General features: G+C 68.9%; 16 protein-coding genes and 2 riboswitches. Of the genes, 10 read left to right on the top strand and 6 right to left on the bottom strand.

The window, feature by feature from the left end:
* The first annotated feature begins 69 nt into the window (after positions 1-69).
* The 4 genes from WS66_RS21110 (at position 70) to WS66_RS21095 (ending at position 2,889) form a co-directional block, all read left to right on the top strand.
* Positions 70-909 (top strand): formyltransferase family protein, encoded by an 840-nt coding sequence (locus WS66_RS21110; RefSeq protein ID WP_059606730.1) that lies wholly within the window; start codon positions 70-72, stop codon positions 907-909.
* The gene (locus tag WS66_RS21105) at positions 909-1,928 is read left to right on the top strand and encodes a GNAT family N-acetyltransferase (RefSeq protein WP_059606732.1); all 1,020 of its coding nucleotides are present in this window, start codon (positions 909-911) and stop codon (positions 1,926-1,928) included. The genes WS66_RS21110 and WS66_RS21105 overlap by 1 nt, the downstream gene beginning before the upstream one ends.
* Positions 1,929-2,203: 275 nt before the next feature.
* Complete coding sequence (vapB, locus tag WS66_RS21100) at positions 2,204-2,470, top strand: type II toxin-antitoxin system VapB family antitoxin (RefSeq protein ID WP_059606948.1); 267 nt, start codon at positions 2,204-2,206, stop codon at positions 2,468-2,470.
* Positions 2,467-2,889, top strand: coding sequence for a PIN domain-containing protein (locus WS66_RS21095; protein ID WP_082729046.1), 423 nt, complete (start codon positions 2,467-2,469; stop codon positions 2,887-2,889). The genes vapB and WS66_RS21095 overlap by 4 nt, the downstream gene beginning before the upstream one ends.
* A 42-nt stretch (positions 2,890-2,931) precedes the next feature.
* Here WS66_RS21095 and WS66_RS21090 read toward each other — a convergent pair whose 3' ends face one another.
* A complete protein-coding gene (locus WS66_RS21090) occupies positions 2,932-3,837 on the bottom strand; it encodes a nucleotidyl transferase AbiEii/AbiGii toxin family protein (RefSeq protein ID WP_059606737.1) in 906 nt (301 codons plus the stop codon).
* Positions 3,806-4,873: a type IV toxin-antitoxin system AbiEi family antitoxin gene (locus WS66_RS21085; RefSeq protein ID WP_059606951.1), complete on the bottom strand. Its 1,068-nt coding sequence runs from the start codon at positions 4,871-4,873 to the stop codon at positions 3,806-3,808. The genes WS66_RS21090 and WS66_RS21085 overlap by 32 nt, the downstream gene beginning before the upstream one ends.
* A 355-nt stretch (positions 4,874-5,228) precedes the next feature.
* On the opposite strand from WS66_RS21085, the gene WS66_RS21080 reads away from it, so the two are divergent.
* Positions 5,229-6,392 (top strand): M20 aminoacylase family protein, encoded by a 1,164-nt coding sequence (locus WS66_RS21080; RefSeq protein WP_059606738.1) that lies wholly within the window; start codon positions 5,229-5,231, stop codon positions 6,390-6,392.
* 170 nt (positions 6,393-6,562) lie between these two features.
* The gene (gene bamE / locus WS66_RS21075) at positions 6,563-7,102 is read left to right on the top strand and encodes an outer membrane protein assembly factor BamE domain-containing protein (protein ID WP_059606952.1); all 540 of its coding nucleotides are present in this window, start codon (positions 6,563-6,565) and stop codon (positions 7,100-7,102) included.
* A 33-nt stretch (positions 7,103-7,135) separates the two neighbouring features.
* On the opposite strand, the gene WS66_RS21070 is transcribed toward bamE, so the two are convergent.
* The 4 genes from WS66_RS21070 to cobA are packed head-to-tail and all read right to left on the bottom strand — an operon-like array spanning position 7,136 to position 10,264.
* Positions 7,136-8,440 carry a cobyrinate a,c-diamide synthase gene (locus WS66_RS21070; protein WP_059606740.1) on the bottom strand — a complete coding sequence of 435 codons (1,305 nt, stop codon included), beginning with the start codon at positions 8,438-8,440 and terminating at the stop codon, positions 7,136-7,138.
* A 3-nt stretch (positions 8,441-8,443) separates the two neighbouring features.
* Positions 8,444-9,046 (bottom strand): cob(I)yrinic acid a,c-diamide adenosyltransferase, encoded by a 603-nt coding sequence (gene cobO, locus WS66_RS21065; protein ID WP_059606742.1) that lies wholly within the window; start codon positions 9,044-9,046, stop codon positions 8,444-8,446.
* Positions 9,047-9,080: 34 nt separating this feature from the next.
* Entirely contained in the window at positions 9,081-9,458 is a 378-nt protein-coding gene (locus WS66_RS21060; protein ID WP_059606744.1) for a cobalamin biosynthesis protein, read from the bottom strand.
* Positions 9,455-10,264 carry a uroporphyrinogen-III C-methyltransferase gene (gene cobA / locus WS66_RS21055; protein ID WP_082729047.1) on the bottom strand — a complete coding sequence of 270 codons (810 nt, stop codon included), beginning with the start codon at positions 10,262-10,264 and terminating at the stop codon, positions 9,455-9,457. The genes WS66_RS21060 and cobA overlap by 4 nt, the downstream gene beginning before the upstream one ends.
* Before the next feature lie 110 nt (positions 10,265-10,374).
* Positions 10,375-10,612, bottom strand: a riboswitch (cobalamin riboswitch).
* 124 nt (positions 10,613-10,736) lie between these two features.
* Positions 10,737-10,999, top strand: a riboswitch (cobalamin riboswitch).
* Between the two features lie 187 nt (positions 11,000-11,186).
* On the opposite strand from cobA, the gene WS66_RS21050 reads away from it, so the two are divergent.
* From WS66_RS21050 to WS66_RS21035, 4 genes are read left to right on the top strand one after another with little or no spacing between them, the layout of a single operon-like run.
* The gene (locus WS66_RS21050) at positions 11,187-12,245 is read left to right on the top strand and encodes a HoxN/HupN/NixA family nickel/cobalt transporter (RefSeq protein ID WP_059606748.1); all 1,059 of its coding nucleotides are present in this window, start codon (positions 11,187-11,189) and stop codon (positions 12,243-12,245) included.
* A 25-nt stretch (positions 12,246-12,270) separates the two neighbouring features.
* Complete coding sequence (gene cobW, locus WS66_RS21045) at positions 12,271-13,359, top strand: cobalamin biosynthesis protein CobW (protein ID WP_059606750.1); 1,089 nt, start codon at positions 12,271-12,273, stop codon at positions 13,357-13,359.
* Between the two features lie 6 nt (positions 13,360-13,365).
* The gene (gene cobN, locus WS66_RS21040) at positions 13,366-17,181 is read left to right on the top strand and encodes a cobaltochelatase subunit CobN (RefSeq protein ID WP_059606753.1); all 3,816 of its coding nucleotides are present in this window, start codon (positions 13,366-13,368) and stop codon (positions 17,179-17,181) included.
* Positions 17,178-18,266, top strand: a complete 1,089-nt coding sequence (locus tag WS66_RS21035; protein WP_059606756.1) for an ATP-binding protein — start codon at positions 17,178-17,180, stop codon at positions 18,264-18,266. Before cobN ends, WS66_RS21035 begins: the two co-directional genes overlap by 4 nt.
* Positions 18,267-18,312: the final 46 nt, after the last annotated feature.

Genomic DNA, 18,312 nt, shown 5'->3' with positions numbered 1-18,312 from the left:
ACGCCGGTCGGCCATCGGGCCGGCGCGGGCGGGCCGCGGTGCCGTCGTCCGCTTTTCCATGACGCCTCCATGCCGAAGAAAAATCTCGTCTACATCCAGTCGCTGCGCAACGGCGCGGCCGATCGCGCCGGCCAGCCGGTCGCTTACCAGGGCGGCACGCGCTACATGAAGGCGCCGCTCGAATTCCTCGTCGAGCGCCTGAATGACTCGTCGCTCGGCGAACGCTATGCGCTCCAGGGTGTGATCGTCGACGACGACGAAGGCTCGCCGTCCGATCGGGCGAAGGTTGCCGACTACGGCTTCGCGCGCACGCCCGGCCGCCCGTGGATCCTGCCCGATGGGCTGACCGTGCAGGGCCGGCCGGTCGACGAACTGTTCTGCACGATTGCATCGACGTACCGCCGGTTGCCGCGCGACGCGCGTGAGCGCGTGACGGGCAAGCAGGCGTTCGAGCGCCGCCTGCTCGAACGCCTGCTCGAACTCGACGCCGACGTGGTCGTGCTCGACGGGCTGCTCGTGATCCTCGACGAACTCGTGCGTCCCGGCGCGCGCTTTCATCGTCGTATCGCGAACATCCACCCCGGCATCACGGCCGACGATTCGCCGTACCAGAGGCGCGGTGCGTGGGCGACGCTCGACGCGCTGCACGGCGCGCGCGGCGAACGGGTCGACTGGGCGACCGGCGCGACCTCGCGCGTCGAACCCGTGACGATGACGGGCGCTTCGTTCCACTACGTCGACAACGGCATCGATTCCGGCGAGGTGATCTGCGACGTGCTCGACACGCCGATCGCGCCGGACGACACGATTCTCGAACTGCGCTGGAACAACTTCCAGCGCAGCCTGTTTCCGGCGCTCGAGCGGGGGCTGCAGATCCTCGCCGATCGCCACGACGCGGGAGCACTGTGATGGAAGACACGTTGACGAAGCCGGCCGACAAGGGAGCGGACGCCGTCGAAGGCGAGGTCGCCGCGGCACTCGACGGCGCCGCGCACGGGCAGGAGCCGCCCGCCGCCGAGCGCACGCTCGACACGTGGCGGCCCGACGATCCGCCGGCCGCGCTGCTCGCGGAGTTCGTCGCGCTGTTCAATACGGAAACGCGGCACGATGCGGCGACGGTGTCGGTGCCGCTTGGCGGCGCCGATCCGGCGGCTATCGCGTCGTACGTCGCGCGCGCGGTGCGCGACGGCGTGATCGATGACGCACGGATCGCGGGCGACCGGCTGCGCCTCGCCGCATCGCGTGCGACGTTCTGGCAGAATCCGCGGCCGTGGCTGAAGGCGCCCGCATCGGGCGGGATGCCGCTGCGCTACACGATCACGAACGGCCACCGGCATCCGGTGCGGCCGCCGTCGCCGGCCGGCGAGATCTATTCACGCTATATGCCGCAGGTCGGGATGACGTTCAGCCTGCGCACCGTCGACATCGCTACGCATGCGCGGTTGTTCAGCGACTGGATGAACCTCGATCGCGTCGCGCATTTCTGGGACCAGCGCGGCACGCTCGACGAACACGCCGCCTATCTCGCGGAGCGGCTCGCCGACCCGCACATGCATCCGATGATCGGCTATTTCGACGATACGCCGTTCGGCTATTTCGAGTTCTACTGGGCGAAGGAGGACCGGCTCGCGCCGTTCTACGACGCGCACGACTACGATCGCGGGCTGCACTTGCTGATCGGCGATTCACGCTTCCAGAGCGCGGGCAAGCTGCATGCGTGGTGGAGCGGGGTGCTGCACTACATGTTCGTCGACGAACCGCGCACGCAGCGGCTCGTGGGCGAGCCGCGCGTCGATCACGTGCGGCATATCGCGTACATGCACCGGCTCGGGTTCTACACGCTGAAGGAGTTCGACTTCCCGCACAAGCGCGCGGCGCTCACCGTAATGGAGCGCGAAACATTCTTCGACACTTTCCGGTTGCCGTGACGGGATGGGATGGGCGCGCGAAGTGTCGATGCGTCGATTCGCACATGTCGACGTTTCGCGCGACTTGAAAGGGGGCACACATCGGCCGTTCGGGATATGGATCGGGCGGGCGGCATGAGGAAGAATGGATCGCTCCCTCAATGCAGACAGGTCGTGACGACATGGCAAGCACATCCGCAGCAACATCAAGCGCAATCCCCGGCTCGCATGCTTCGACGTTGACATATGCTGGCATATGTCTAGAATGAGCGCATCGTACTCCCATGGAGTGGCTCATGCGCACCGTATCCATTTTCAAGAACGCCAGGAACCAGGCAATCCGCATCCCGAAGGACATGGAATTCGAGGGTGTGACGGAACTCGAGATCCGTCGCGAGGGCGACACGCTGCTGCTGCGTCCGGTGCGGCCGACATGGCTGTCGTTGGCGAGTGAACCGCTGGCCGATGCCGACTTCCTCGTCGAGCGCCCGGCTGTCATCGAAGCCGGTCGTTTCGACCTGTCCGGCACGGATGGCGACGCACAAACGGAGTCGGGCCGGTGACAACGCTCTACATGCTCGATACGAACATCTGTTCGTTCATCATGCGCGAGCGGCCGCCCGCGGTGCTGTCCCGGCTGCAGTCGTGCGTCAACGCGCAGCACCGGATCGTCGTGTCGGCGATTACCTATGCCGAAATGCGATTCGGCGCGGTCGGCAGAAAGGCATCGCCGAAGCATGCGGAACTCGTGACGGCGTTTGTCGCGCGGCTGGACGGTGTGCTGCCGTGGGATACCGCGGCGGTCGATGCAACGGCTGCGATTCGTGCCGACCTTGCCACACGCGGGACACCGATCGGCGCGAACGATGCATCGATCGCCGGTCATGCGATCGCGGCCGGTGCCGTGCTCGTCACGAACAATGGTCGCGAATTCAGCCGCGTCGCGGGGTTGTCGCTCGAAGACTGGGCGGCCTCGGCCTAGGGTCGTGAATGTGCGATGGCGTTGCGGTCGCGCGGCCGCACGTCACGTCCGGGGAACGGGCGAATCGGTGAGAAAGGCGTCGCGGAATGCGTCGAGATACCGGTCGGCGTCATCGCTGAATTCGCCCGGCAGCAGCGCGAACGCGCGTGCCTGCAGATCCTGTCCGAGCGTCGCGTAGATCGCTGCGTCGGATAACAGCGCGCGGATCGCATCGTGCGTTTGCGGCGAAGCAATCCGCCTTGCATCGCGCGCCAGCAGCGCGGCCGCCGCCAGTTCAGGCTGGAAACCGTGCCGCTCGAGCAGGTCGGGCGCGACGTCCCAGATCCGCTCGCGATTACCCGCGTCGTGAAAATGCGTGAGCAGGAACAGCAAGTCGTACGCGTCGCTGTTCTGGCGTGCGCGCCGATCCTTCCACGCGAGCAACTTCAACACCGCAAGGGCCGGCAGGCTCGCCACCGGCACCTCGATGCCGGCCGCGATCGACACGACCAGCGCCGTATCGACCGCCTCCTGAAAGCCCAGCACGTTCAGCACGAAATCGCCGCCCGGTGGCCACGCGATTTCGCCGGGTGGCGCCTCGAGCGGCCCGAACGGCACGAGATCGAGCTCCGTGCGAAAGCCTTGCGTCCCGCTGTCGAACAGCAGTTTCTGCTGATGCTTCGGCGCGCGTGCGAATTGCTTCGTCGCGACGAGCGCATCGACGAGCCGTTCGTGAAACGGCCAGCTCACCGCGCACACCGCGACGTCGACGTCCCGCGTCGCACGCACCGGCCGGATGCCGTGGACATGCCACATCAGGATGTCGCGCGCGGTCGCGCCGGCGACGACGAATGCCGCGTCGAGCTGCGCGCAAGCCGCACGGACCGCCTGCAGCAACGCGACCGCCGCCGGCTCGAGCGGCCGGCGCGCGTCGACTTCAAGCGGGCGGGTGGGCGAGGTATCGGTCATGGATGTGTTCGGCGGCGGCAAGATTGCGGCTGTCTCCGGACGAGACGAGATCCGCGTAGATCAGCAGCGGCGGCACGAGCGGCACGTCCTGCTCGCGCCAGTCGAGCGCCGGCGACGGCGGCCAGAATGCTTCGAGCAGCTCGACGTCGCCGCGCTCGTCCGGGCGCAGGCGCGCCTGGAGCAGCAGGCGGTTCGACACGGCGCCGTGCGTATAGACGGTGACCGCGGCCGGCTTCAGCTCGTGCGTCAGCAGGTCGGCCGCAGGTTCGCCGCCGAGCCGCGCGTCGAATGCCGCGAAATCGAAACCGCGCCACCAGTCGGGCGCGAGCGCGGCAAACCGCCGGCTCGGCAATTTCGCGCGCAGGCGGCTCGGGTACAGTGCGACCCATTCCTGCACGAAGCGCGGCCAGTCGGTAAACGCGCGTTCGCCGTTGCGCCGCTGCGCGATGAGGCCGCGCGCGATCAGATCGTCCATTGCGAGATTGACCGTGCCGAGCGCGACGCCCGACGCGGCGGCGATCGCCCGGAGCGGTTGCGTGACGAGGCTCGGCTGCGTCGCGAGCGCGAACATCACGGCGAGCCCCTTGGGCGTCGTCGCGCGCGATGCCTGCCGGCGTGGCGTGCGTGCAGGTTTCGGCCGGCCGGAGATCATCACCGTCGCCTCCGGCTGGATCAGGCACGCGTTGCCGGCGGTATCGATAAACGGGATGTCGTGCTCGATCAGGCGGGCGGCCAGTTCGGCCGATAAATACGGCGCGACCAGCATCAGCGGCCGCTCGGCGGACGCTGGAGGAGCGCGGCGGCGCAACGCGGCGAGCGCGCCGTGCAGCGATTCGACGCCGACGCTCACAACCACAGGCATCTCGAATGTTTGCCCGGCAATGCCGAAGCGGATCATCGCGTCGGCATGCGCGTTGTATGCGGCCGGCATGCGCACGGGCCGTGCGTTGAAGCGCCGGGTCGCGCGTTCGAACGCGGCACAGGCTTCGTCGAGCACATGTTGTTCCGTTATCGGCAGGGTGGCGTGCTGGGGCATCGGGGCGGATCGCTTGTTCACTTTTTCACGAGTGTATGCAAAAAATGTACATCCGTCAAAAAATGAACAAAGACGCTCAACCAGTTGATATGACGGAATTATTCCGGAATGACGAACGGCGATCAACGCGCACTCCAACCTGAAAAATCGAGACGGAACACGCAGTCTCGCGAATCCCGCTCGCGGGCGGCAGTCGCCCGCATGACCGTTTTCTTCCGCCGTGCGATTCGTCGTGCGTCCCGACGATTGGCAGGCAACCCCAGGTTGTCGCCGTGACGACTTTCTGTCTTTTCGGTTGCCGTTCAACCGACTATCCTTGCCTGCACATTCCCCACGGAACCCAGGAGACGACACCGTGACGCACAGCGTGATCCCCGCAGGCCTCGCCGACGAAATGATCGAGATCCGGCGCCGCATTCATGCCCACCCCGAGCTGGGTTTCGAGGAATTCGCGACGAGCGACCTCGTCGCCGGGCAGTTGCAGGCGTGGGGCTATACGGTGCATCGCGGGCTCGGCGGCACGGGTGTCGTCGCGCAGCTGAAGGTCGGCAACGGTACCCAGCGCCTCGGCCTGCGTGCCGACATGGACGCGCTGCCGATCCACGAATCGACCGGCCTGCCGTACCAGAGCACGATCCCCGGCAAGATGCACGCGTGCGGCCACGACGGCCACACGGCGATGCTGCTCGCGGCCGCGAAGCACCTGGCGCGCGAGCGCCGCTTTTCCGGCACGCTGAACCTGATTTTCCAGCCGGCCGAGGAAGGGCTCGGCGGCGCGAAGAAAATGCTCGACGACGGGCTGTTCGAGCAGTTTCCGTGCGACGCGATCTTCGCGATGCACAACATGCCGGGTTTCCCGACGGGCAAGTTCGGCTTCCTGCCGGGGCCGTTCATGGCGTCGTCGGATACCGTGATCGTCGACGTGCAGGGGCGCGGCGGCCACGGCGCGGTGCCGCACCGGGCGATCGACCCGGTCGTCGTGTGCGCGCAGATCGTCGTCGCGCTGCAGACGATCGTGTCGCGCAACGTGTCGCCGCTCGACATGGCGATCGTCACGGTGGGCGCGATCCACGCGGGCGAGGCGCCGAACGTGATTCCCGACCGCGCGCAGATGCGCCTGTCCGTGCGCGCGCTGAAGCCGGAGGTGCGCGACCTGCTCGAGACGCGCATCAAGGAAGTCGTTCATGCGCAGGCGGCCGTGTTCGGCGCGACCGCGACGATCGACTACCAGCGCCGCTACCCGGTGCTCGTCAACGACGCGGAGATGACCGCGTTCGCACGCGGCGTCGCGCGCGAGTGGGTCGGCGAGGCGAACCTCATCGACGGGATGGTGCCGCTCACCGGCAGCGAGGATTTCGCATTCCTGCTCGAGAAGCGGCCGGGCTGCTACCTGATCATCGGCAACGGCGACGGGGAGGGCGGCTGCATGGTGCACAACCCCGGTTACGACTTCAACGACGCGGCATTGCCGACCGGCGCATCGTACTGGGTCAAGCTGGCCGAGACGTTCCTGGTGTGACGCCGCGGCACATCGATGCGGGCACCGCCGCCCGTTGCATACCGGCGCGGCCGTGAAACCGGGCGCGCGGGATGCGCGCCGATTTGACGCTCCTTGACATCGACGACACGGTGCGCGTGCTACGCTGCGCGCGACGCCGGATCGGCTCGATGAATACAGGTGTGGACGACATGCGAAAACAGTTTCTGACCGTGCTGACGGCTTGCGCGGTCGGCGTTCTGGCGGCCGGGTGCGACGACCAGAAGGTGGCTGACGCGGTGAATGCGATCAAGCCCGATCCGATGGCGTTCGGCAATCTGCAGCCGGGCGTCTCGACGACCGAGGACGCGCTGCGCCAGGCTGGCAAGCCCGAGATGGTCAGGCAGGGCGAGGACGGCTCGCAGCGGTTCGAGTATCCGCGCGGCCCGTACGGCACGAGCACGTACATGCTCGATTTCGGGCCGGACGGCCGACTCGTGTCGATCACTCAGGCACTGACGGCGGCGAACATCGCGAAGGTCGTGCCGGGGATGTCGAAGGACGACGTGCGGCAACTGCTCGGCAAGCCAACCGAGGTCGCGCAATACGCGTTGAGTCATGAAGAAGTGTGGAGCTGGCACTGGGCCGAGGGCGGCGTATCGGGCGACGCGATGTTCAATGCGCATTTCTCGCCCGACGGCACCGTGATCCGGACTTCGCGCTCGGAAGCGCCGGGCCGCGAAACGCACTGACATCGCGGCTGCGCGGCATCCGACGGTTTTTCGTCAGAATGCCGTGCCGCCGAACAGCGCGGCCGCCATTTCCGGATTCGACGGCCAGTACATGTGCATGTACGTCGCGACGATCGGGCCCGCGCGATAAACGGCTTCGCCGCTGCCGGGCGCGCCGTCGGGCCGCGCAGCGGTCGCCACCGGTGCCAGCGGCGTATCGAGCCGCGAATAATGAAACGTATGACCGTGCATCGGCCCGGTGCGCGTGTCCAGCTGCTGCATCCCGAGCGCCGCGAACCGGCGCTGCATCGTCGCATGACCCGACAGCAGGCCGAGCATCGGCGTCGTCGAGCCGTCCGCATCGGTCAGCGATTCGCACAGATACACCATCCCGCCGCATTCCGCGACGATCGGCCGGCTGGCCGCCGCGTGCGCGCGAATCGTCCGCGCGGTCACGGCATTCGCCGCGAGCGTCGCCGCATGCAGTTCCGGATAGCCGCCCGGCAGGAACAGCGCATCGCAATAGGCGGGCACGGGTTCGTCGGCGAGCGGCGAAAAGAACCGAAGCTGCGCACCGAGCGCATCGAGCAGCGCCAGATTCGCCGGGTAGATGAACGAGAACGCCGCATCGCGCGCGATCGCGATCCGCTTGCCGGCGAGTGCACGCGGCAGCGGAGCGCGGACGTCCGGTGCCGCGAACGAAACCGCGGGCGGCAATTCGGCGAGCGCCGTCTGCGCGAGCACGTCGGCCACGCGCTCGAGCCGCGCATCGAGGTCGTCGATGTCGGCCGGCTGGTGCAAGCCGAGATGGCGCTCCGGCAGCGCGATGCCCGCATCGGCCGGCACGTGCCCGAGCCAGCGCAAGTCGTCGGGCAACGCCTGCCGCAGCAGTTCCGCATGCCGCGGCGACCCGACGCGGTTTGCCAGCACGCCGTGAAACGGCACCTCGGGGCGAAAGCGCGCGAGCCCGAACGCGATCGCCGCGAACGTCTGCGCCATCGACTTCGCGGCAATCACCGCGACGACCGGCACGCCGAACGCGACCGCGAGATCGGCGCTGCTCGGCGTGCCGTCGAACAACCCCATTACACCTTCGATCAGGATCAGGTCCGCGTCGCGTGCGGCATCCGCGAGCAGCGCACGGCAGCCGGCTTCCCCGACCATGCCGAGGTCGAGCGCATGCACGGGGGCGCCGCTCGCGCGTTCGAGCAACATCGGATCGAGAAAATCAGGCCCGGTCTTGAACACGCGCACGCGCCGGCCGAGCCGCCGGTGCAGCCGCGCGAGGCCGGCCGTCACCGACGTCTTGCCCTGGCCGGACGCGGGCGCGCTGACGAACAGCGCGGGGCAGGCCGGCATCGCTCAGAACTCCACGCCGGGCTGCGCCTTCACGCCTTGCTCCTTGTACGGATGCTTGACGAGCCGCATTTCGGTGACGAGGTCGGCCGCATCGATCAGTGCATCCGGCGCATGCCGGCCAGTGACGACGACGTGCACCGCATCCGGCCGCCCGACGAGCGTCGCGAGCACTTCGTCGAGCGGCAGATATTCGTACTTCAGCACGGTGTTCAGCTCGTCGAGGATCACCATCCGGTACTCACCGCTTTCGATCATCCGGCGTGCCTCGTCCCAGCCTTTGCGCGCGGTCGCGATGTCGGCGTCGCGGTTCTGCGTGTTCCACGTGTAGCCGTCGCCCATCGTCACGAAGTCGCATTGCGCGACCGCGCCGAGGAAGTCGCGCTCGGACGTGTGCAGCGCGCCCTTGATGAACTGCACGACGCCGAGCCGCATGCCGTGGCCGAGCACGCGCACGGCCATGCCGAACGCGGCCGTGCTCTTGCCCTTGCCGTTGCCGGTGTTGACGATCAGCAGGCCCTTTTCCTGAGTGGCGGCGGCCTGCTTTTTTTCATGGCCGGCGCGGCGGCGTTCGGTCATCCGCTGATGGGATTCGGCATCGGTCTTCATCGGGAATCGTCCTGTCGAAAGCGAAACAAAGGGTTCAGAGCGGGCCGGCGAGCGCGACCGTCACGCCGCCCAGGATGGATTTGGGGCCGAGCAGCCGGCCCCGCGGCGCCGCGAGCCGAGCGCACGGCTCGGCCACGCCCGCGACGCCGAAACGCGCGAGCGCGGCAGCCGACGGGCCGCTCAACGCCGGTTCGGGGCACTGCGCGAGCTGCGCCGCGTCGAACGCGACGAGCGGCCAGCCGCGGCGGGCGCACAGCGTGCGCAGCGGCCGGGCACGCGCCTTGTCGGCAAGCGTCGCGACGATGGCCGGCTCGGCATCCGGGTAGTGCGCCAGCGCCGCGCGGATCGCGGCATCGAGTTGCGCGGCCGTCACGTCCGCGCGAAAACCGACGCCGAGCGCGACGCGCATCATGCACGGCCGCCGAGCGCCGCGCGCACTGCCGGATCGTCGGCGAGCGCCGCGACGCGGCCGATCACGACGATCGCGGGCGAACCGATACCGGTCGCGTCCACGCGTTCGACGACGGTGTCGAGCGTCGCGAGCACGTGCCGCTGCCCGTCACGCGTCGCGTTCTCGATCGCCGCGCACGGCATGTCGCCGGGCATGCCGCCGTCGCGCAGCGCGGCCACGATCGCGTCGAGCCGGCGTATGCCCATGTAGATCACGATCGTCATCCGCGTCGCGGCCAGCGCGCGCCAGTCGGGCTCGTCGGCACCCGCGCCGTGGCCCGTGACGAAGATCACGCCCTGCGCATCGCCGCGATGCGTGACCGGAATGCCGAGCGCGGCCGGGGCCGCGATACCGGCCGTGATGCCGTGTACGACCTCGACCGGGAAACCCGCCGCGCCGAGCGCGAGCAGCTCCTCGCCGCCGCGGCCGAACACGAACGGATCGCCGCCCTTGAGCCGCGCGACGCTGCGGCCTGCGCGCAGATGCGCGAGCATCGCGGCGACGATCGCTTCCTGCGGTGTCGACGCATGGCCGCCGCGCTTGCCGACGTGCTCGATGCGCGCGTCCGCGCGCGCATGGCGCAATACGTCGGGGTTCACGAGGTCGTCGACGAGCAGCACGTCGGCCGCGGCGATCGCTCGCACGGCCTTCAGCGTCAGCAGATCGGCGTCGCCGGGGCCGGCGCCGACGAGCCAGGCGCGGCTCATCGGACGCGGCACGGCGCACACCGTGTCGTGGCAGTGGAAAGGGGACGGCGAGCGGCGCATCGGCGGCCGGCGGACAGGCAAGGCATGATGGATCGGGCGAAGCCCGCGCGAACGCGGGCGGGAAGCGCACCCCATCCGTCCCCCGCGGATCGGGCGTTCGGCGAGCAGCGGGCTCGCCCCTTGCGTCGGCCGGTATCCGGGCTGGCCGCTTGCCAGACCGCAGCCTTCCCGCCCGTTGAAGGGCAGTGGCATCGCGGGCGGCCTGGGCGCGTGCGGGGGGAACCGCGGCGCGCGGGCGGCGTACCGTTGCGGGGACAGCACAGGCCGGGCGGGCTTCCGCCTCCTGTTTCCCGTTTAACTGCGTGCGCGGAAATGCGCATGCGAGCACCGAACGCGGCGCATACGATAGCACAGCGGTCGGCCCGCGCGAACCCGCCCCGCGGGCGCCGCGAGCGCCCCCGGCACGATGCCGCGGCCGTGCCGAACGCGCCGCGGCGGCCCGTTTCGCCTTGACGCTCCCCGCACCGCCGCCTACACTCGCACGCGTTTTGGTGCTCGCGCGCGCTCCTCCGGCGCGCGCAGTTAAACGGGAAACAGGGAGCCTGCCTGCACCGCAGTCGAGCCAACCTGTGCTGCCCCCGCAACGGTAAGCGAACGCATCGCGCCCAGCGCGATGCAGCGCCGCTTCGCCGCATGCCTGCCGCATGCGGACGACAGCCACTGGATGCCACGCATCCGGGAAGGCGAAGCGGCGTGTTCGTCAGCCCGGATACCGGCCAGAACGTGGGGTTCAGCGCCGCGGGGAGGCGGCGCATCGTCCACGGCCGCAGCACGCCCGACGCCCGAACGTTGCCCGCTTCCTCCGCCGAACCGTCAGCCGCAGCACGCGCGCGGGCCGGGGCGAGGAACGGCCAGCGGCGCAGGCGGGGCCGACGACGGCCGTGTTGGCATTCACCATGTCGACCGTTCTCAAAGGAGCATCATGCTCGACTCGTTCTTCCGCCTGTTCAACGACAGCCCATCCGGGCTGCGCGGCAAAATCGTCGCGATCTATTCATTGCTCGTCGCATTCAACGTCGGCGCGTGGATCTGGGCCTTCGTCGCGTTTCGCGACCAGCCCGTGCTGCTGGGTACCGCGCTGCTCGCCTACGTGTTCGGCCTGCGCCACGCGGTCGACGCCGACCACATCGCCGCGATCGACAACGTCACGCGCAAGCTGATGCAAGAGGGCCGCAGCCCGCTCGGCGCGGGCCTGTTCTTCTCGCTCGGCCATTCGACGGTGGTGATCGTGATGTCGGTTGTGGTCGCGCTGACCGCGGCGTCGCTCGCGCGCTTCGAGAGCATGAAGACCTGGGGCGGCGTGATCAGCACGAGCGTGTCGGCGTTCTTCCTGCTGGTGCTCGCGGCCGCCAACCTGCTGATCCTGATCTCCGTCTACCGGACGTTTCGCGCGGCCCGCCGCGGCGAGACGATCGTCGACGCCGACCTCGACATGCTGATGAACCAGCGCGGTGTGCTGGCCCGCCTGTTCCGGCCGTTGTTCCGCCTCGTGTCGCGCAGCTGGCACCTGTATCCGGTCGGCTTCCTGTTCGGCTTCGGCTTCGATACCGCGACCGAAATCGCGCTGTTCGGCATTTCGGCCACGCAGGTGCAGGGCGGTCTGTCGTTCTGGTCGGTGATGGCGCTGCCGGTGCTGTTCACCGCGGGCATGACGCTCGTCGACACGACGGACGGCATCCTGATGATGGGCGCATACCGCTGGGCGTATGTGCGGCCGATCCGCAAGATTTACTACAACATGACGATCACGTTCGTGTCGGTGCTGGTCGCCGCGCTGATCGGCGGCATCGAGGTGCTCGCGCTGCTCGCGGATAAACTGTCGCTGCAAGGACCCGTCTGGGGTTTCTCCACGATGGTCGCATCGCATTTCGGGATGCTCGGCTACGTCGTGATCGGCCTGTTCCTCGCGTGCTGGATCGTGTCGGCCGCGATCTATCGCCTCAAACGCTACGACGAGATCGACGTGACGCTCTCGGCCTGACACCCTTTTCGACACAGGACCCACCATGACCTTACGCAAGCTTCCCGTCACGATCGTCACGGGCTTTCTCGGCAGCGGCAAGACCACGCTGATGCGCCATATCCTGCAGCACGCCCAAGGCCGCCGCATCGCGGTGATCGTCAACGAATTCGGCGAGCTCGGCATCGACGGCGAAATCCTCAAGGGCTGCGGCATCGGCTGCGAGGACGCAGACGGCGTGCAGGGCGAAGCGTCGGGCCAGCTGTACGAACTCGCGAACGGCTGCCTGTGCTGTACCGTGCAGGAGGAGTTCTATCCGGTGATGGAAGCGCTCGTCGAGCGCCGTGCCGACATCGATCACGTGTTGATCGAGACGTCGGGCCTCGCGCTGCCGAAGCCGCTCGTGCAGGCCTTCAACTGGCCGACGATCCGCAACAGCTTCACGGTCGACGCGGTCGTGACCGTCGTCGACGGTCCGGCCGCCGCGAGCGGCCAGTTCGCCGAGAACCCGCAGGCCGTCGACGCGCAGCGCCGCGCCGATCCGAACCTCGACCACGAATCGCCGCTGCACGAACTGTTCGCCGACCAGCTGTCGTCCGCCGATCTCGTGATCGTGAACAAGGCCGATCTCGTCGCCGACGCGCAGTTTGCCGAGGTCGAAGCCGCGATCCGCGAGGAAATCCCGCCGCAGGTGAAGATCGTGCGCGCGACGCGTGGCGAACTGGACGTCGCGATGCTGCTCGGGCTCGAATCGGCGTCGGAGGAAACGATTCACCTGCGGCACGACCATCACGGCTCGGCCGACGACGGCGATCACGACCACCATCACGACGATTTCGATTCGGTGGTGGTGTCGGGCGATGCGGGCACGCGCGAAGCGACGATCGCCGCGCTGCAGCGTGTCGTCGAGACGCACACGATCTACCGCGCGAAAGGGTTCGCCGCGCTGCCCGATGCGCCGATGCGGCTCGTGATCCAGGGTGTTGGCCGGCGCTTCGACAGCTACTTCGACCGTCGCTGGCAGGACGGCGAAACGCGTGCGAGCCGCTTCGTGCTGATCGGCGAGGATCTCGACGCGGCCGCGCTGCAGCGCGCGTTCGACGCCGCGTGCGCGGCCGACCTGCAACAGGCGTAACGCGCGATGCATCTGCTGCGCACCACGCCGGGCGGCTTCGTCGACGATACGCAGGGCGTCGTCCGGATCGACCAGCAGCCGGCCGACATCGTGATCCTGAGCTCGGCCGACACGACGCTGTCGCTGCTGGCCAGCGTCGTGCCGAAACTGCCTGCCGGCTTTCCGAGCGTGCGGCTTGCGAACGTCACGTTCCTGCGGCAGCCGGCGTCGGTCGATTTCTATGTCGACGACGTGCTGCGTCACGCGAAGACGGTCGTGATCGATCATCTGGGCGGCGAAGCATACTGGCCGTACGGGATCGAGCAGGCCGTGTCGCTCGCGTCGAAACGGAAGCAGCAGCTGGCGATGTTCTCGGGCGACCTGCAGGAAGACCCGAACCTCGTCGCGAAGAGCACGGTCGCCCCCGACCTGTGCCGGCGGTGGTGGCGCTATCTGCGCGAAGGCGGAAGGCACAACGCCGAGGCCTTGCTGCGCAGCATCGCGTTCCATACGCTCGGATTCGGCGACGAGCCCGAGCTGCCGCGCCCGCTGCCGGCCGCCGCGCTGTACCACCCGGCGCGCGACCCGGCGAGCGTCGACGACTGGCGGGCGCACTGGACGCCCGGCGCACCCGTCGTCGCGATCCTGTTCTATCGCGCGCACTGGCAGGCCGCGAACACCGCGGTGTTCGACGCGCTGGCCGACGCGCTCGTGCGCGAGGGGCTCAATCCGTTGCCGATCGCGGTCACGTCATTGAAGGATGCGGTGAGTCGCGAGGTCATCACGCAGTTGTGCGTCACGCACGATGTCGCGCTCGTGCTGAACACCACCGCTTTCGCGGCCGGCGCGATCGACAGCCCCGAGCCCGACGTGCTCGCCGGCGATGCACCGGTGCTGCAGGTGATCCTGTCCGGCGGCAACCGCGACGCGTGGGTGGCCGACAACCAGGGGCTGCATGCGCGCGACATCGCGATGCACATCGCGTTGCCCGAGGTCGACGGGCGCATCGTCACGCGCGCGGTGAGCTTCAAGGGGCTGGCATATCGTTGTCCGCACACCGAAGTCGACGTCGTGCGCTACCAGCCGGACGCCGAACGCATCGCGTTCGTCGCGGCGCTCGCGCGCGGCTGGTGCCGGCTGCGCACGCTCGACAATGCCGACAAGCGCATCGCGCTGATCCTCGCGAACTATCCGCAAAGCGAAGGGCGGATCGGCAACGGCGTCGGGCTCGACACGCCGGCGTCCGCACTGCATGTGCTGGCGGCGCTGCGCGATGCGGGCTATGCCGTGGCCGACCTGCCGGCCGATGGCGACGCGCTGATCGCGCGACTCACCGAAGGCGTCACCAACGACCCGGCCGTGCATGCGTTGCGCCCCGCATTCCAGAGCTTCGCGCTGGCCGATTACGTCGCGCGTTTCTCGCGTCTGCCGGCCGCCGTGCGCGACGCGCTGAACGCACGCTGGGGCCCGCCCGAAGCAGACCCGACGCTGCGGCAGGGGCGCTTCACGATTGCCGGCTGGCGCGCGGGCAACGTGTTCGTCGGCATCCAGCCGTCGCGCTCGCGCGGCGAGAACGACTATGCGAGCTACCACGATGCGGATCTCGTGCCGCCGCACGCGTATCTCGCGTTCTACTTCTGGCTGCGCGATGCGTTCGGCATCGACGCGGTCATCCACCTCGGCAAGCACGGCAACCTCGAATGGCTGCCGGGCAAGAGCGTCGCGCTGTCCGACGCGTGCTGGCCCGACCTGACGCTCGGGCCGCTGCCGCATCTGTATCCGTTCATCGTCAACGATCCGGGCGAGGGCAGCCAGGCGAAGCGCCGCGCGCAGGCCGTGATCATCGATCACCTGATGCCGCCGCTCACGCGCGCGGAAAACTACGGCCCGCTGCAGGATCTCGAACGGCAGGTCGACGAATACTACGAAGCGCTGATGGTCGACGCGCGCCGCGCGAAGCTGCTGCGCAAGACGATCCTCGCGACGATCGCCGAACACCGGCTGCACGACGAACTGAGCGTGTCGCCGCCGCGCGATGCGGGCGACGAGGATGCGCTGCTGACGCGCGTCGACGCGTGGCTGTGCGAATTGAAGGAAGCACAGATTCGCGACGGGCTGCACGTGTTCGGGGTGTCGCCCACCGACCGTCAGCGACGGGACACACTGCTCGCGCTCGCGCGTTTTCCGGTCGGCGACGGCAAGGGCGAACGCGCGGGGCTGATCGGCGCGCTCGCGCGCGATCTCGCGCTCGGCGACGATTTCGATCCGCTCGCGGCCGACTGGGCCGCACCGTGGACGGGCCTGCGGCCGGCCGTTCTGCAAGCGCTCGACGCGTCGCCGTGGCGCCATGCCGGCGACACGCGCGAGCGGCTCGAACGGCTCGCGCAGCATTGGCTCGACGGGCTGTGCGCGACTGTTTCCGGCGCGACCGGCGCCGATACCGACCCAGCGCCGCCCGGCGACTGGCCGCACACGCGCGCCGTGCTCGAACGCGTGCGCTCGACGCTGCTGCCCGCACTCGACGCATGCGGCGGCGAGGAACTGCGCCAGCTGCTGCGCGGGCTCGACGGCTGCTTCGTGCCGCCGGGGCCGAGCGGCTCGCCGTCGCGCGGCCGGCCCGACGTGCTGCCGACGGGCCGCAACTTCTATTCGGTCGATACGCGCGCGGTGCCGACGCAGGCCGCGTGGTCGCTCGGACTGAAATCCGCGCAGCAGCTGATCGAACGCCATCTGCAGGATCACGGCGACTATCCGCGCGCGATCGGGCTGTCGGTCTGGGGGACGGCCACGATGCGCACCGGCGGCGACGACATCGCGCAGGCGTTCGCGCTCCTCGGCGTGCGGCCGAAATGGGCGCATGGCAGCCATCGCGTGACCGACTTCGAGATCCTGCCGATCGAGATCTTCGACCGGCCGCGCATCGACGTGACGCTGCGCGTGTCGGGCTTCTTCCGCGACGCCTTCCCGAACCTGATGCACCTGTTCGACGCGGCCGTGCAGGCCGTTGCCGCGCTCGACGAGCCCGAGGCACTGAACCCGATCCGCGCGCGCGTCGAACGCGAACGCGCGAAATGGATCGAGCAGGGCGTGGCGCCGGACGAAGCGCGGCGTCGTGCCGGCTGGCGCGTGTTCGGCGCGCGGCCGGGCAGCTACGGCGCGGGCCTGCAGGACCTGATCGACCAGCGCCGCTGGCAGACCGACGCCGATCTCGCCGATGCGTACCGCCAGTGGGGCGGCCATGCATACGCGCAGAACAGCGCCGGCGACGCCGCGCCCGACGTGTTCGGCGAACGGCTCGCGACGATCGACGTCGTCGTGCAGAACCAGGACAGCCGGGAACACGACATCCTCGATTCGAACGACTACTACCAGTTCCAGGGCGGGATGACGGTAGCCGTGCGGCACCTGTCGGGGCAGCAGCCGAGCATCTACCACGGCGACCATGCGAACCCGGTCGCGCCGAAGATGCGCACGTTGCGCGAGGAAATCGCGCGCGTGATCCGTTCGCGCGTCGTCAATCCGAAATGGCTCGACGGCGTGAAACGCCATGGCTACAAGGGCGCGGCCGAAATGGCGGCGACCGTCGACTACCTGTACGGCTACGACGCGACCGCGCGCGTGCTGTCGGACCACCAGTACGCGCTCGTCGCCGACGCGTACCTGTTCGACGGCGACACGCGTGCGTTCCTCGAACGACACAACCCGAAGGCACTGCACGGGATCTGCGAACGCTTCGTCGAAGCGATGCAGCGGGGGCTGTGGCAGCAGCCGGGCGACTATCGCGAGCGGATCGAAGCGGTCTGGCTCGACAGCGAACAATTTCAGGAAGGAGGACGGCGATGACCGATCCGACGACGCATCGCGCCCGCGCGGTATTCCCGTTCGCGGCGCTCGTCGCGCAGCAACCGCTGCAGCAGGCGCTGCTGCTCGCGGCGATCGATCCGTCGCTCGGCGGCGTGCTCGTCAGCGGGCCGCGCGGCACCGCGAAATCGACCGCCGCACGCGCGCTCGCCGAACTGCTGCCTGAAGGAGCATTCGTCACGCTGCCGCTGTCGGCGAGCGACGAACAGGTCACGGGCACGCTCGATCTCGCACATGCGCTCGCTGAAAACGGCGTACGCTTCCGGCCGGGCCTGCTCGCGCGCGCGCATCGTGGCGTGCTGTACGTCGACGAGGTGAACCTGCTCGCCGACGGGCTCGTCGATACGCTGCTCGACGTCGCCGCGAGCGGCGTGAACGTGGTCGAGCGCGATGGCGTGTCGCATGCGCACGACGCGCGCTTCGTGCTGGTCGGCACGATGAATCCCGAAGAAGGCGAACTGCGCCCGCAACTGCTCGACCGCTTCGGGCTGATGGTCGAGCTCGAGAACTGCTTCGATGCCGCGCAGCGCGAGCGGATCGTGAAGGCGCGCCTCGCGTTCGATCTCGACCCGGACGCGTTTCGTGCACGTCACGCGGCCGCGCAGCGCGAACTCGGCGACCGGATCCACGCGGCGCGGGCACGGTTGTCGGCGCTGGATTTCGACGATGCGGTTCATGCGCGCGTCAGCGCGCTGTGCATCGACGCGGCCGTCGACGGCCTGCGCGCCGACCTCGTGATGCTGCGCGCCGCGCGCGCGCTCGCGGCGCTGGAGCGGGCCGACGCGGTGACGGTGTCGCACGTCGAACGTGTGGCCGACGCCGTGCTGCGGCATCGGCGTCATGCGGGTACGCCGCCGTCGTCGGGCGCGACGCAGTCGGATGCAGAGGCCGGCGGCAACCGCGACGACGATACGCCGCCGGATATGCGCCGGCAGCCCGAGCCTCCACCAGGCGCGGCCCGAAACGACGCGACTGCGGCGCAAGGCGACTGGGGCTACCTGCCGCCCGAGCCGGTCGGACTGCGTGACGTGAAGAGCGTGGTGCCGCTGCCGTTAAAAAAACGCTGAGCCATCGAGCCGACGCCGCCGCGAACGCCGTTCGCGGTCCTCGATG

The sequence above is a fragment of the Burkholderia sp. LA-2-3-30-S1-D2 genome (assembly GCF_001523915.2).
Classification (GTDB): Bacteria; Pseudomonadota; Gammaproteobacteria; order Burkholderiales; family Burkholderiaceae; genus Burkholderia; species Burkholderia diffusa.
Note: the sequence above shows the minus strand (reverse complement) of the source record. Positions and strands in the feature narration are given on the sequence as shown.